Below are 12582 nucleotides of genomic sequence, written 5' to 3'. Positions count from 1 at the left end.
GAGGCGGCGCCGATTACTTGATCATGTAGATCGTGGCGAAGAGGCCGATCCAGACGACATCGACGAAGTGCCAGTAGTAGGACACGACGATGGCGGCGGTTGCCTGCTCGTGGGTGAACCTCTTGGCGGCGTACGTCCGGCCGAGGACCAGCAGGAAGGCGATGAGACCGCCCGTCACGTGCAGGCCGTGGAAGCCGGTGGTCAGGTAGAACACGGAGCCGTACGGGTCGGAGGACAGCGAGAGGCCGTCCTTCTTCACCAGCTCGGTGTACTCGAAGACCTGGCCGCCGATGAAGATCGAACCCATCACGAACGTGATGATGAACCACGTCCTGAGCTTCTTCACGTCGCCCCGCTCGGCGGCGAAGACGCCGAGCTGGCAGGTGAGTGAGGAGAGCACCAGGATCGTGGTGTTGGTAGCCGAGAACGGGAAGTTCAAGGCTGAGGCCTTTTCCGCCCAGAACTCGGCACCCGTCACCGATCGCAGGGTGAAGTACATCGCGAAGAGGGCCGCGAAGAACATCAGCTCGGAGCTCAACCAGATGATGGTTCCGACGCTGGTGAGGTTCGGTCGATTGACCGACGGGTGCGCGTGCCCTGTTTCTACTGTCGTTACTGTCGCCACGACCGACATTATGTCGGTCGCTTATCCCGCCCTCACTCCGGGGGGTGCCGTTCGGAGTGTCCGAGGGGTGTGTCCAGCCCGAACGGCCCAGTGCGAGGGCCTCCGAGCACCCTTCGAACAGGTGTTGAACGGGTGTTGACGGGGTGTGGACCGGAGTAGCATCCGCGCATCGGTCGACGACGACCCACCCGCCTTCCCAGCCGGAGGAACGATGCAGTCGAGTGCCACGGTCCTGGTCTACAGCGACGACGCGAACACCCGCGAGCAGGTGCGGCTGGCGGCCGGGCGCAGGCCCGCGTCGGACGTCCCCCCGGTGGAGTTCGTGGAGTGCGCGACGCTGCCGGCGGTGCTGAAGCACCTGGACGAGGGCGGCATCGACGTGTGCGTCCTGGACGGCGAGACGACGCCCGCGGGCGGCATGGGCGTCTGCCGGCAGATCAAGGACGAGGTGTTCCGGTGCCCGCCGGTGCTGCTGCTCATCGGCCGTCCGCAGGACGCCTGGCTGGCCACCTGGAGCCGCGCGGACGCCGCGGTCACCCTTCCGGTGGAACCGGTCGAGTTCGCGGCGTCCCTGGCGGCCCTGCTGCGCTCGCGCCTGTCGATCGCCTCCTGAGGGGCTCGGTTCGCCTCCGGGCGCCTTCAGCGGGCTGATCAGATCGAGGGCCTGAGACGGGCCTGCTCGGTGGGGGTCGTGGGGTTTCCGGCGGCCTCCACCAGGGCGCTGCCCGTGCGCCACTTGTCCCACGGCATGTTCCAGTCGCCGAAGCCGTTGCCGAAGGTGTCCATCGTGTCGCCGTAGCTGTTGACGACGCGGACGAGGTCGCCGGGGCGGACGGTCTCGTAGAACCAGGCCGCGTTCCCCGTCGACATGCCGACACAGCCGTGGCTGACGTTCTCGACGCCCTGCGAGCCGACGGACCAGGGCGCGGCGTGCACGTACTCGCCGCTCCAGGTGACCCGGGTCGCGTAGTAGACCGGCAGGTCGTACGAGTCGGAGCTGCCCTCCGCGATGCCGATGCTGGTGCCGCGCATCCGGACGTAGTACTCCTTGCCGAGCACGACCTTGATGCCGTTTCGGGTGGAGAAGCCCGGTTTGCCGGTGGTCACCGGAATGGTGTTGATCACTTCTCCGTTGCGCTTCACGGTCATGTAGTGCGTCTCGGCGTCCGTGACCGCCTCGATCCGGTCGCCGATCGTGATCTTCAGCGGCTTGGAGGCGCCGCCGTAGAGCTTGTCGCCGACCTTGAGGCCGTCCAGGTTGCCGGTGACCGTGACGAGCGCCCCCGCGGGCCAGTACTCCTTCGGGCGGAAGTGCAGCTTCTTGTCGTCCACCCAGTACCAGGCGCCCTCGACGGAGGGCGTGGAGCGGACCTTGAGGGCCCGTTCGACGACCGCGCGGGCCTTGCGGTCCTTGACGGGGAGGCTGAGGTCGGCCGTGATGGGCTGTCCGACGCCGTACGTGCCCGCCTCCGGGCCGAAGGTCGCCGTGAGGGCCCGTTTCGCCGGGGCGGTCTCGAAGGTGAACGTACGGGCCCCTGGAGCGCCGTCCTCGTCCTCCGTGGCCACCCGGACCGTGTAGCGGGCGCCGGCCGCCAGCGCGGCCGTGGAGCGCCAGCGCTGCCCGTCCGCGGTGAGTTCGCCCGCCAGGTGGTGTCCCGCGGCGTCGGTGGCGGTCACGTCCGTGATCCGCCCGTCGTCGCCCTTGGCGGTGATCTCCAGGGGCTTCTCGGGGTCCGCCTTGGAACCGTCGGCGGGAGCGTTGACCGCGAGCTGCTCGGCCGCGTCGAAGGCCCGCGCCGACAGCGGATGGTCGTCGGAGCCCGCGCAGGCGGTGGCGCCGGCGGTGACGGTGACGGCCAGGAGAGTGCAGCTCAGAACAGTCCGAATGCGCGGCGTGTCGTTCATGACTTCACGCTAAGGACAATCCTCGCGCCCAGCGCGTCGAGTGCTGCAAAAGAGGGGCCCGGACGCTTCGGTGACGAAGCGTCCGGGCCCCTCTCGGGTGCTCCGGTGCGGAGCGGGTACCGCTACTGGTTCTGGTTCTCGCCCCGGTAGAACTCGAAGACCCAGCCGAAGAGGCCGATCAGGATCAGCGGGAAGGAGAAGTAGAGCAGCCACCAGCCCATCGCGATGGCGAGGAAGGCGAGCGCACCACCGGTGGCCAGCGACAGCGGCTGCCAGCTGTGGGGGGCGAAGAAGCCCACCTCACCGGCCTCGTCCGCGACGTCGGCCTCCTTGTCGTCCTGCGCCATCGCGTCGACACGCTTGGCCGTGAAGGCCAGGTAGTAGCCGATCATGATGGACAGGCCGAAGGCCAGGAAGAGCGCCGTCGTACCGACCGGCTCCTTGGACCAGACGCCGTACAGGACCGCCATGGCAAGGATGAAGACGCTCAGCCAGATGAACATCTTGCCCTGGATCTTCACTTGCCGGCCTCCTTGGCGCCCGTGAGGGCCTCGGCCTCGTGACCCTTGTTCTCCAGCTGATCGACAGCGGCGATCTCAGGGTGGTGCAGGTCGAACGCCGGGGACTCGGAACGGATCCGCGGCAGGGTGAGGAAGTTGTGCCGCGGCGGCGGGCAGGACGTCGCCCATTCGAGCGAACGGCCGTAGCCCCACGGGTCGTCGACCTCGATCTTCTTGCCGTACTTGGCGGTCTTCCAGACGTTGTAGAAGAACGGCAGGATCGACAGACCGAGCAGGAAGGAGGAGATCGTCGAGATCGTGTTCAGCGCGGTGAAGCCGTCGGCGTCGAGGTAGTCCGCGTAACGACGCGGCATGCCCTCGGCACCGAGCCAGTGCTGCACCAGGAACGTGCCGTGGAAGCCCACGAACAGCGTCCAGAACGTGATCTTGCCGAGGCGCTCGTCGAGCATCTTGCCGGTGAACTTCGGCCACCAGAAGTGGAAGCCGGAGAACATCGCGAAGACGACGGTGCCGAAGATGACGTAGTGGAAGTGCGCCACGACGAAGTACGAGTCCGAGACGTGGAAGTCCATCGGGGGCGAGGCCAGGATGACGCCGGTCAGACCACCGAAGGTGAAGGTGATCAGGAAGCCGACGGCCCAGAGCATCGGTGTCTCGAAGGACAGTGAGCCCTTCCACATCGTTCCGATCCAGTTGAAGAACTTCACGCCCGTCGGTACGGCGATGAGGAACGTCATGAAGGAGAAGAACGGGAGGAGCACGCCTCCGGTCACGTACATGTGGTGCGCCCACACGGTCACGGAGAGACCGGCGATGGCGATGGTCGCGGCCACCAGACCGATGTAGCCGAACATCGGCTTGCGGCTGAAGACCGGGATGACCTCGGAGATGATGCCGAAGAAGGGCAAGGCGATGATGTACACCTCTGGGTGTCCGAAGAACCAGAAGAGGTGTTGCCAGAGCAGGGCTCCGCCGTTGGCCGCGTCGAAGACGTGGGCACCGAACTTGCGGTCCGCCTCCAGGGCGAACAGCGCGGCCGCCAGCACCGGGAAGGCGAGCAGGACCAGGACACCGGTCAGCAGCACGTTCCAGGTGAAGATCGGCATGCGGAACATCGTCATGCCCGGAGCGCGCATGCAGATGATCGTGGTGATGAAGTTGACCGAACCGAGGATCGTGCCGAAGCCGGAGAAGGCCAGACCCATGATCCACATGTCGGCGCCGACACCCGGCGAGCGGACGGCGTCCGACAGCGGGGAGTAGGCGAACCAGCCGAAGTCGGCCGCACCCTGCGGGGTGAGGAAGCCGGCCACCGCGATGATCGAGCCGAACAGGTACAGCCAGTAGGCGAACATGTTCAGCCGCGGGAACGCCACGTCGGGCGCGCCGATCTGCAGCGGCATGATCCAGTTCGCGAATCCGGCGAACAGCGGCGTCGCGAACATCAGCAGCATGATCGTGCCGTGCATCGTGAACGCCTGGTTGAACTGCTCGTTCGACATGATCTGCGTACCCGGACGGGCCAGCTCGGCGCGCATGAAGAGCGCCATGAGTCCGCCGATGCAGAAGAAGACGAACGACGTGACCAGGTACATCGTCCCGATCGTCTTGTGATCGGTGGTGGTCAGCCACTTGATCACGACGTTGCCGGGCTGCTTGCGCCGTACGGGCAGCTCGTTCTCGTACGAGTCCTCAGCTGCGGCGGCACCCTGGGTTTCGTTGTGGATGCTCACAGTTGGTTCTTCTCCGCATTCCTGGCCGGGTCCGTCTGCTCGATGCCAGACGGGATGTAGCCGGTCTGCCCCTTCTCGGCCAGCTCCTTCAGGTGCGCCTGGTAGCGCTCCGGGGAGACCACCTTGACGTTGAAGAGCATCCGGGAGTGGTCGACACCGCACAGCTCGGCGCACTTGCCGAGGAAGGTGCCTTCCTGCGTCGGGGTCACCTCGAAGGAGTTGGTGTGACCCGGGATGACGTCCTGCTTCATCAGGAAGGGGACGACCCAGAAGGAGTGGATGACGTCACGCGAGGTCAGGACGAACCTGACCTTCTCGCCCTTGGGCAGCCACAGGGTCGGACCCGGGTTGCCCGTCTGCGGGTTCCGGTCGCCGGGGATACCGGCGTCGTAGACACCGCCGGCGTTCTCCGGGAACGCCTCCAGGAACTTGTCCGGGATCGAGGCGAGGTTCTTGTCCGTCTTGGCGTCACCCTTCACACCGGGCACGTTCTCGACGTAGTTGAAGCCCCAGCTCCACTGGTAGCCGACCACGTTGACCGTGTGGGCCGGCTTCGGGGAGAGCTCGAGGAGCTTCGACTCGTCGCGCGCGGTGAAGTAGAAGAGCACCGAGACGATGATGAGCGGGGTGACCGTGTACAGCGCCTCGATGGGCATGTTGTAACGGGTCTGCGGAGGTACCTCGACCTTGGTCCGGCTGCGCCGGTGGAAGATGGTGGCCCAGAGGATCAGGCCCCACACCAGGACGCCGGTAATGAGCGCGGCAGCCCAGGAGCCCTGCCACAGGGAGAGGATCCGAGGCGCCTCTTCCGTGACGGGGGTGGGCATACCGAGGCGGGGGAAGTCTTCCCAGTTGTACGAGCAGCCCGTGGCTGTCGCCAGGATCAGGCCCGCAGTCAGCACCTGCGGCAGCTTCCGCCGCATCGGGCGCCGCGACGAGCGGTCGGAGCCGTTGGGACTCACGTAGCGCCTTCCCGAGAGTCTCGGCCCGCGTTGGTCGGCCACGGCCGTCCGTCTCGCTGGTCGGTCGCCGCCCCGGCCGCGGGCAGGGGTTTGGATGTTTATGCGGACCAAACCCTACTGGACGCTATTTGGGGTCGCGCGGGGAGGGTGCTCAACGCGCCGTCCGAGTCCCCGAAGGGGTGGACTCCGGGGTTCCGGAGGGGGGTCGGACGCGTCCGTTCGGCGGTCTGCCGGTGCACCGGCGCCCGCTTCTGACGAGGGCTCACCGCCGCCGGACGAAGATCGTCCCCGGCCCCGCCGCGGCGGGCCCGTCCGGCCGGTCCCCGCAGGCCCTACGGTGGGCGGATGCCGTACTTCGACGCCGCGTCCGCCGCCCCGCTGCACCCCGTCGCCCGTCAGGCGCTGCTCGCCTCCCTGGACGAGGGCTGGGCCGATCCGGCCCGGCTGTACCGGGAGGGGAGGCGGGCCCGGCTGCTCCTCGACGCGGCGCGGGAGGCCGCGGCGGAGGCCGTGGGGTGTCGCCCGGACGAGCTCGTGTTCACTCCTTCGGGGACGCGCGCGGTTCACGCGGGAATCTCCGGGACTCTCGCGGGGCGTCGGCGTGTCGGGAACCGGCTCGTGTTCTCCGCGGTCGAACACTCCTCCGTGCTCCACGCGGCCGAGTCGCACGCGGCGGCGGGCGGGTCCGTGGCGGAGGTACCGGTGGACCGGTCGGGGGCGGTGGACGCGGCCGTGTTCGCGGCGGCGCTCGACGCCGGTACGGCCCTGGCGTGCCTCCAGTCGGCCAACCACGAGGTGGGGACCGAGCAGCCGGTGGCGGAGGTGGCCGAGGCCTGCCGGGCGGCGGGGGTGCCGCTCCTGGTGGACGCGGCCCAGTCACTCGGCTGGGGGCCGGTGGCGGAGGGCTGGTCGCTGCTCGCGGCGAGCGCCCACAAGTGGGGCGGCCCGGCGGGGGTGGGACTGCTCGCCGTGCGCAAGGGGGTCAGGTTCGCGCCCCAAGGCCCCTCGGACGAGCGGGAGTCGGGCCGGGCGCCCGGTTTCGAGAACCTGCCGGGGATCGTGGCGGCGGCGGCCTCGCTGCGCGCCGTACGGGCGGAGGCGGAGGCCGAGGGGGCGCGGCTGCGGGCGCTCGTGGACCGGATCAGGGCGCGGGTGCCGGAGCTGGTGCCCGAGGTGGAGGTGGTGGGCGACCCGGTGCGCCGGCTCCCCCATCTGGTGACGTTCTCCTGTCTCTATGTCGACGGGGAGACCCTGCTGCACGAGCTGGACCGGGAGGGTTTCTCCGTTTCGTCCGGTTCGTCGTGCACGAGTTCGACTCTGACGCCCAGCCATGTGCTGCGGGCCATGGGGGTGCTGAGCGAGGGGAACGTCCGGGTGTCCCTGCCGGTGGGCACCGCGGCGGAGGACGTGGACCGCTTCCTGGAGGTGCTGCCGGGGGTGGTGGCGGGGGTACGGGAGCGGCTGGGCGCCCCGGCCGCCCCGGTGGCCGCCCCGTCGGCGAGCGCGGGCCCGCTCGTGGTGGACGCGCTCGGCCGGCGCTGCCCGATCCCGGTGATCGAGCTGGCGAAGGTGATCGGCGACGTCCCGGTGGGCGGCACGGTGACGGTCCTGTCGGACGACGCGGCGGCCCGGCTGGACATCCCGGCCTGGTGCGAGATGCGCGGCCAGGAGTACGTCGGCGAGGAGCCGTCGGAGCGCGGCGGCGTGGCGTACACGGTGCGCCGGGTGGCGTAGACCCGCCCGCGGCGCGGATGCGCCACCGGGCCCGCTCGCACGGCCCCGGACATGCCGCGGGGGCCCGTGCGCGTGCACGGGCCCCCGGCGGGTGGCGTCAGACCAGGTACGAACGGACCTCGGCGGCGGCGTCCTCGCCGTACGCCTTGGTGAAGCGCTCCATGAAGTTGGCGCGGCGCAGGGTGTACTCCTGGGTACCGAGGGTCTCGATGACCAGGGTGGCCAGCATGCAGCCGACCTGCGCGGCACGCTCCAGGCCGACGCCCCAGGACAGGCCGGTGAGGAAGCCGGCACGGAAGGCGTCGCCGACGCCGGTCGGGTCGACCTTGGCGGTCTCCTCGGGGCAGCCGACCTCGATCGGGGTGTCGCCGACGCGCTCGATGCGCACGCCGCGCGAGCCGAGGGTGGTGACCCGGTGGCCGACGCGGGCGAGGATCTCGGCGTCGGTCCAGCCCGTCTTGGACTCGATGAGGCCCTTCTCGTACTCGTTGGAGAAGAGGTAGGTCGCGCCGTCGAGGAGCGTGCGGATCTCCTCGCCGCCCATGCGCGCGATCTGCTGCGAGAAGTCGGCGGCGAAGGGGATGCCGCGGGTCTTGCACTCCTCCGTGTGGCGGAGCATCGCCTCGGGGTCGTCGGCGCCGATCAGGACCAGGTCGAGTCCGCCGACGCGGTCGGCGACGGCCTTGAGCTCGATCAGCCGGGCCTCGCTCATCGCGCCCGTGTAGAAGGAGCCGATCTGGTTGTGGTCCTTGTCCGTGGTGCAGACGAAGCGGGCGGTGTGCAGGACCTCGGAGATCCGCACCGAGCCGGTGTCGACGCCGTGCCGGTCGAGCCAGCCGCGGTACTCGTCGAAGTCGTAGCCCGCCGCGCCCACCAGGACCGGGCTGCCGCCCAGCTGGCCCATGCCGAAGCAGATGTTGGGGCCGACTCCGCCGCGCCGGACGTCGAGGTTGTCGACGAGGAAGGAGAGGGACACCGTGTGGAGCTGGTCGGCCACGAGCTGGTCGGCGAACCGGCCGGGGAAGGTCATGAGGTGGTCGGTGGCGATGGAGCCGGTGACTGCGATACGCACGGCGGGGTGCTCCTGCGGGAAGGCGGCAATGACAGACGGTTCACGCTACCGGGTGGGGGCGTGCCTGCCGAACAGTGGAAACTACCCCAGAGTAGGCCTTTTCCCCGGGGGCGTGCGGTGCTTACGGTGCGCCCATGACCCTCTACCCCGCTTCACGTGAGCGACACGAGTCCGAGTTGAGCCTCGCCGATCTGCGGGGCGACAGCGCTCGGATGGCTCCGCACTGGGTGACCCCCGCCTCCCCCGTACCCGCCCCGGTCTCCCCGGCGTTGATCCACGGGGTCGTCGTACCGGCGGCCTCGGCACGGCTGATCGACGCCACGGCGGAATACGGGGGCTGACGGACGGAACCGTCCGCCCGCCCGCTCCGTCCCATCGGCGTCCGGTCGAGACGAGGGAGCGTTGCGGTGAGCGGTACGGAGAACGTACGGAGGCGACGGAACGTCCTGGCCGCCTCGGTGGCGGCGGGTGTGCTGCTCGCCGGGGGCGGTGGCGTCTATCTGGCCGCCACGGCCTCCGGTGACGACACCGGCCCGGCGGGCCGGGCCGCCGACGCGGCCGGCCCCCCGCCGCAGCTGCGGCTCGGGGGCGGCGGTACGGACCCCGGTGGCGGGGCGACGACGCGGGGCGGTCCGGGGATCGCGCCCGGCGAGCCCGACCCCGGCGGCGGTCCGAACGGGACCGTCTACACAGCCAAGGGCCCACTCCCCCAAGGGCCCTCCTCGGCCGCGGTCCACCGGCCCGAGGGCCTGGTCACCTCGGCAGAGGTGACCAGGCTGGCCGACGCGCTGGGCGTCTCCGGCCGTCCGGCCCTGGTGGGGGACGTCTGGACGATCCGGCCGGAGCAGGACGGCTCGGGGCCGCGGCTCGACGTGGCGAAGCGGGCGCCGGGGAACTGGACGTACTCCTGGTACGACGGCGGGCCGGTCGGCGACACCTGTCTGAAGGGCAAGGCCTGCCCGCCGCCCGGCGAGCCCTCGAAGTCGTCCCCGGGCGGTACGCCGCTGAGCGAGGCGGCGGCAAAGGCGGCGGCCGCGCCGGTTCTGAAGGCGCTCGGCCAGGACGACGCGAAGGTCGACGCGAGCCGGGTGGTGAACGGTTCGGTGCGGGTGGTCAACGCCGATCCGGTGGTGGGCGGGCTGCCGACCCACGGCTGGTCGACGGGACTGCACATCGGGCGGGACGGCAAGCCGGTCTCCGGGAGCGGGATGCTCAAGGCGCCGGTGGAGGGCGCCGTGTATCCGGTGGTCGGGGCGTCGAAGGCGCTCGCCGCGCTGAACGAGGAGTCGAAGGGCTCCGGACCGATCGGCGCCGACGGCTGCCTCGGCAAGCCGCCGTCCTCGCCGGGTGACGTCATCGGGAACGGGCGGGTCGAGGGCGAGGGGAAGCCCGAGCCGGGCGGCCCCTGCCGGACGGTCGTGGACCGGGCGCAGCCGGAGCGGGTGGCGGTGACGGGTGCGGTGTTCGGTCTGGCCGCCCGCGATGTGGAGGGCGAGCGGCTGCTCGTACCGTCCTGGCTGTTCACGGCGGACCCGGACGACGGGGCGCCGTACACGGTGGCGGAGACGGCGGTGGCCACGGAGTACCTGGCGCCGCCCGCGAAGCCCGCGCCGACGCCTCCCCCCGGGGAGGACGGCACGGCGCCGGCGCGGCAGGTGGAGTCGTACCGCGCGGAGGACGGCGGGCGGAAGCTCGCGGTCACCTTCTGGGGCGGGGTGTGCAGCACGTACGAGGTGACGGCGGAGGAGCGTCCGGAGCGGGTGGCGGTACGGATCACCGAGTCGCCGGTGGACCCGGACCGGGTCTGCGTCATGATCGCCAAGGAGTTCACCCGGACCGTGACGCTTCAGGTCCCGCTGGGCTCCCGTCCGGTGGTCGACGCGGCGAGCGGCGAGGCGGTGCCGCGGCGCTGAACCGCCGGGGCCGGGCCGGTGCGCCGGTCCGGCGGGGGCATGCGTGAGGGCGGCGGCCCGGGAGTGATCCCGGGCCGCCGCCCTCATGCGCGTACGGCCCGGCCTGATCCGACGCGCATTGTCAGACAGGCCCTAGGTCGCCGCTACGAGGGCCTTCCGGCGCCTTGCGATCGCACGCACCAGACGCCGCGGGCCCTGCCCTGCGGGCAGACGGCGCTACTTTCCGGACACGACCTAGCCGGTGTGCGGCTCAGCTGAACGAGTCGCCGCAGGCGCAGGAGCCCGTGGCGTTCGGGTTGTCGATCGTGAAGCCCTGCTTCTCGATGGTGTCGACGAAGTCGATCGAGGCGCCGCCCAGGTACGGGGCGCTCATGCGGTCGGTGACGACCTTGACGCCGTCGAAGTCCTTCACGACATCGCCGTCGAGCGAACGCTCGTCGAAGAACAGCTGGTAACGCAGGCCGGAGCAGCCGCCGGGCTGAACGGCGACGCGCAGGGCCAGGTCCTCGCGGCCTTCCTGGTCGAGGAGGGCCTTGACCTTGGCCGCGGCGGCGTCGGACAGGAGGATGCCGTCGCTGACAGTGGTCTTCTCGTCCGATACGGACATCTGCTTCTCTCCCGGTGTGTACGGAGACTGCTTGCCGACGGTTGCAACCGCCGGCGCCCCGGATTCATTCCGGGCCGAGTGGGGTCTTCCCTCCTTCATGCTCGCACACCCTGTCCAGCTGCGGGGACGGCGAAGTCCAGGGACGGCGACGGCGAATTCGTCACATCGACACTATGGACATCGTCAACGTGACGTGAAGGGGTTATGATAGATAGCGTCATTTCGACGAAAAGGTTCCCCGAAGAAAGGGTGCGTGACGTGACCACGGCCCAAACCCGTCCTGAGCTCGACGTACAGCCGACGCCGCTCGCCCTGCTCCTGCTCGGTCGCGAGGCCGACCCGAAGAGCGAGCGCGGCGTGGAGTGTCCCGGCGATCTGCCGTCGCCCTCCGACCCGGACCTGGTGGAGCGCGCCCGCGCCGCCAAGGAGAAGCTCGGGGACAAGGTCTTCGTCCTCGGCCACCACTACCAGCGTGACGAGGTCATCCAGTTCGCCGACGTCACCGGCGACTCCTTCAAGCTCGCCCGCGACGCCGCCGCCAAGCCGGAGGCGGAGTACATCGTCTTCTGCGGTGTGCACTTCATGGCGGAGTCGGCCGACATCCTCACCGGTGACGAGCAGAAGGTCGTGCTGCCCGACCTGGCGGCCGGCTGCTCGATGGCCGACATGGCCACCGCCGAGCAGGTCGCCGAGTGCTGGGACGTGCTGACCGAGGCCGGCGTCGCCGAGCAGGTCGTGCCCGTCTCGTACATGAACTCCTCGGCCGACATCAAGGCCTTCACCGGCAAGCACGGGGGCACGATCTGCACCTCGTCCAACGCCGAGCGGGCCCTGAACTGGGCCTTCGAGCAGGGGGAGAAGGTGCTGTTCCTGCCGGACCAGCACCTGGGGCGCAACACCGCCGTCCGCGACATGGGCATGTCCCTGGACGACTGCGTGCTCTACAACCCGCACAAGCCCAACGGCGGGCTGACCGTCGAGGAGCTGCGCGCCGCCAAGATGATCCTCTGGCGGGGCCACTGCTCGGTGCACGGCCGCTTCTCGGTGGACTCGGTGAACGACGTCCGCGCGCGCATCCCCGGGGTGAACGTGCTGGTCCACCCCGAGTGCCGGCACGAGGTCGTCGCCGCCGCGGACCACGTCGGCTCGACCGAGTACATCATCAACACCCTGGAGGCGGCCCCGGCCGGTTCCAAGTGGGCCATCGGCACCGAGCTGAACCTCGTCCGGCGGCTGGCGAACCGGTTCGCCGACCAGGACAAGGAGGTCGTCTTCCTCGACAAGACGGTCTGCTTCTGCTCGACCATGAACCGCATCGACCTGCCGCACCTGGTGTGGACCCTGGAGTCGCTGGCCGAGGGCAAGCTCGTCAACCGGATCCAGGTCGACAAGGAGACGGAGAGCTTCGCCAAGCTCGCCCTGGAGCGGATGCTGGCGCTGCCGTAACGGTTCTCCGGCAGGGACCCGGTAGGTGTCCCGGTACGCACGCGGAAGGGGCGCCCCACGAGCT

At 69.9% G+C, this 12582-nt stretch carries 12 protein-coding genes; 5 read left to right on the top strand and 7 right to left on the bottom strand.

The genetic code is table 11. The features are described from left to right. Window positions 1-13 precede the first annotated feature (13 nt). On the bottom strand, window positions 14-634 hold the full coding sequence (locus ASD33_RS16985) for a heme-copper oxidase subunit III (RefSeq protein ID WP_056560456.1): 621 nt from the start codon (window positions 632-634) through the stop codon (window positions 14-16). Between the two features lie 202 nt (window positions 635-836). On the opposite strand from ASD33_RS16985, the gene ASD33_RS16980 reads away from it, so the two are divergent. Continuing rightward, window positions 837-1238: a hypothetical protein gene (locus ASD33_RS16980; RefSeq protein WP_056560453.1), complete on the top strand. Its 402-nt coding sequence runs from the start codon at window positions 837-839 to the stop codon at window positions 1236-1238. Window positions 1239-1276: 38 nt separating this feature from the next. On the opposite strand, the gene ASD33_RS16975 is transcribed toward ASD33_RS16980, so the two are convergent. The 4 genes from ASD33_RS16975 to coxB all read right to left on the bottom strand — a co-directional run bounded on the left by ASD33_RS16975 (window position 1277) and on the right by coxB (window position 5746). Next, entirely contained in the window at window positions 1277-2530 is a 1254-nt protein-coding gene (locus ASD33_RS16975; protein WP_056560451.1) for an Ig-like domain-containing protein, read from the bottom strand. Window positions 2531-2652: 122 nt separating this feature from the next. Beyond that, window positions 2653-3051 carry a cytochrome c oxidase subunit 4 gene (locus tag ASD33_RS16970; protein WP_056560448.1) on the bottom strand — a complete coding sequence of 133 codons (399 nt, stop codon included), beginning with the start codon at window positions 3049-3051 and terminating at the stop codon, window positions 2653-2655. Beyond that, window positions 3048-4784: a cytochrome c oxidase subunit I gene (gene ctaD / locus ASD33_RS16965; RefSeq protein WP_056560445.1), complete on the bottom strand. Its 1737-nt coding sequence runs from the start codon at window positions 4782-4784 to the stop codon at window positions 3048-3050. Before ctaD ends, ASD33_RS16970 begins: the two co-directional genes overlap by 4 nt. Beyond that, complete coding sequence (coxB, locus tag ASD33_RS16960; RefSeq protein WP_056560442.1) at window positions 4781-5746, bottom strand: cytochrome c oxidase subunit II; 966 nt, start codon at window positions 5744-5746, stop codon at window positions 4781-4783. The genes ctaD and coxB overlap by 4 nt, the downstream gene beginning before the upstream one ends. A 345-nt stretch (window positions 5747-6091) precedes the next feature. On the opposite strand from coxB, the gene ASD33_RS16955 reads away from it, so the two are divergent. Then, window positions 6092-7480: a cysteine desulfurase/sulfurtransferase TusA family protein gene (locus ASD33_RS16955; protein WP_056560438.1), complete on the top strand. Its 1389-nt coding sequence runs from the start codon at window positions 6092-6094 to the stop codon at window positions 7478-7480. 97 nt (window positions 7481-7577) lie between these two features. On the opposite strand, the gene ASD33_RS16950 is transcribed toward ASD33_RS16955, so the two are convergent. Continuing rightward, a complete protein-coding gene (locus tag ASD33_RS16950) occupies window positions 7578-8552 on the bottom strand; it encodes a carbohydrate kinase family protein (RefSeq protein ID WP_056560435.1) in 975 nt (324 codons plus the stop codon). 134 nt (window positions 8553-8686) lie between these two features. On the opposite strand from ASD33_RS16950, the gene ASD33_RS16945 reads away from it, so the two are divergent. Beyond that, on the top strand, window positions 8687-8893 hold the full coding sequence (locus tag ASD33_RS16945) for a hypothetical protein (RefSeq protein WP_056560431.1): 207 nt from the start codon (window positions 8687-8689) through the stop codon (window positions 8891-8893). A 66-nt stretch (window positions 8894-8959) separates the two neighbouring features. Next, window positions 8960-10465 carry a hypothetical protein gene (locus ASD33_RS16940; RefSeq protein ID WP_056560429.1) on the top strand — a complete coding sequence of 502 codons (1506 nt, stop codon included), beginning with the start codon at window positions 8960-8962 and terminating at the stop codon, window positions 10463-10465. A 250-nt stretch (window positions 10466-10715) separates the two neighbouring features. On the opposite strand, the gene ASD33_RS16935 is transcribed toward ASD33_RS16940, so the two are convergent. After that, on the bottom strand, window positions 10716-11072 hold the full coding sequence (locus ASD33_RS16935) for an iron-sulfur cluster assembly accessory protein (RefSeq protein ID WP_015033024.1): 357 nt from the start codon (window positions 11070-11072) through the stop codon (window positions 10716-10718). A 249-nt stretch (window positions 11073-11321) separates the two neighbouring features. Between ASD33_RS16935 and nadA the strand changes: the two genes are divergently transcribed. Beyond that, the gene (gene nadA, locus ASD33_RS16930; protein ID WP_056560426.1) at window positions 11322-12518 is read left to right on the top strand and encodes a quinolinate synthase NadA; all 1197 of its coding nucleotides are present in this window, start codon (window positions 11322-11324) and stop codon (window positions 12516-12518) included. Window positions 12519-12582 lie beyond the last annotated feature (64 nt).

Origin of the sequence: Streptomyces sp. Root1304 (genome assembly GCF_001426405.1) — a bacterium.
GTDB lineage: Bacteria > Actinomycetota > Actinomycetes > Streptomycetales > Streptomycetaceae > Streptomyces.
The sequence above is the reverse complement of the archived record's forward strand: the minus strand, read 5'-3'. Positions and strand labels throughout refer to the sequence as shown.

Excerpts from the sequence above, each read along its gene's own strand:
- ASD33_RS16985 (WP_056560456.1), bottom strand. The coding sequence starts at position 634 with ATGTCGGTCGTGGCGACAGTAACGACAGTAGAAACAGGGCACGCGCAC.
- ASD33_RS16955 (WP_056560438.1), top strand. The coding sequence starts at position 6,092 with ATGCCGTACTTCGACGCCGCGTCCGCCGCCCCGCTGCACCCCGTCGCC.
- ASD33_RS16945 (WP_056560431.1), top strand. The coding sequence starts at position 8,687 with ATGACCCTCTACCCCGCTTCACGTGAGCGACACGAGTCCGAGTTGAGC.
- ASD33_RS16935 (WP_015033024.1), bottom strand. The coding sequence starts at position 11,072 with ATGTCCGTATCGGACGAGAAGACCACTGTCAGCGACGGCATCCTCCTG.
- ASD33_RS16975 (WP_056560451.1), bottom strand. The coding sequence starts at position 2,530 with ATGAACGACACGCCGCGCATTCGGACTGTTCTGAGCTGCACTCTCCTG.
- ASD33_RS16980 (WP_056560453.1), top strand. The coding sequence starts at position 837 with ATGCAGTCGAGTGCCACGGTCCTGGTCTACAGCGACGACGCGAACACC.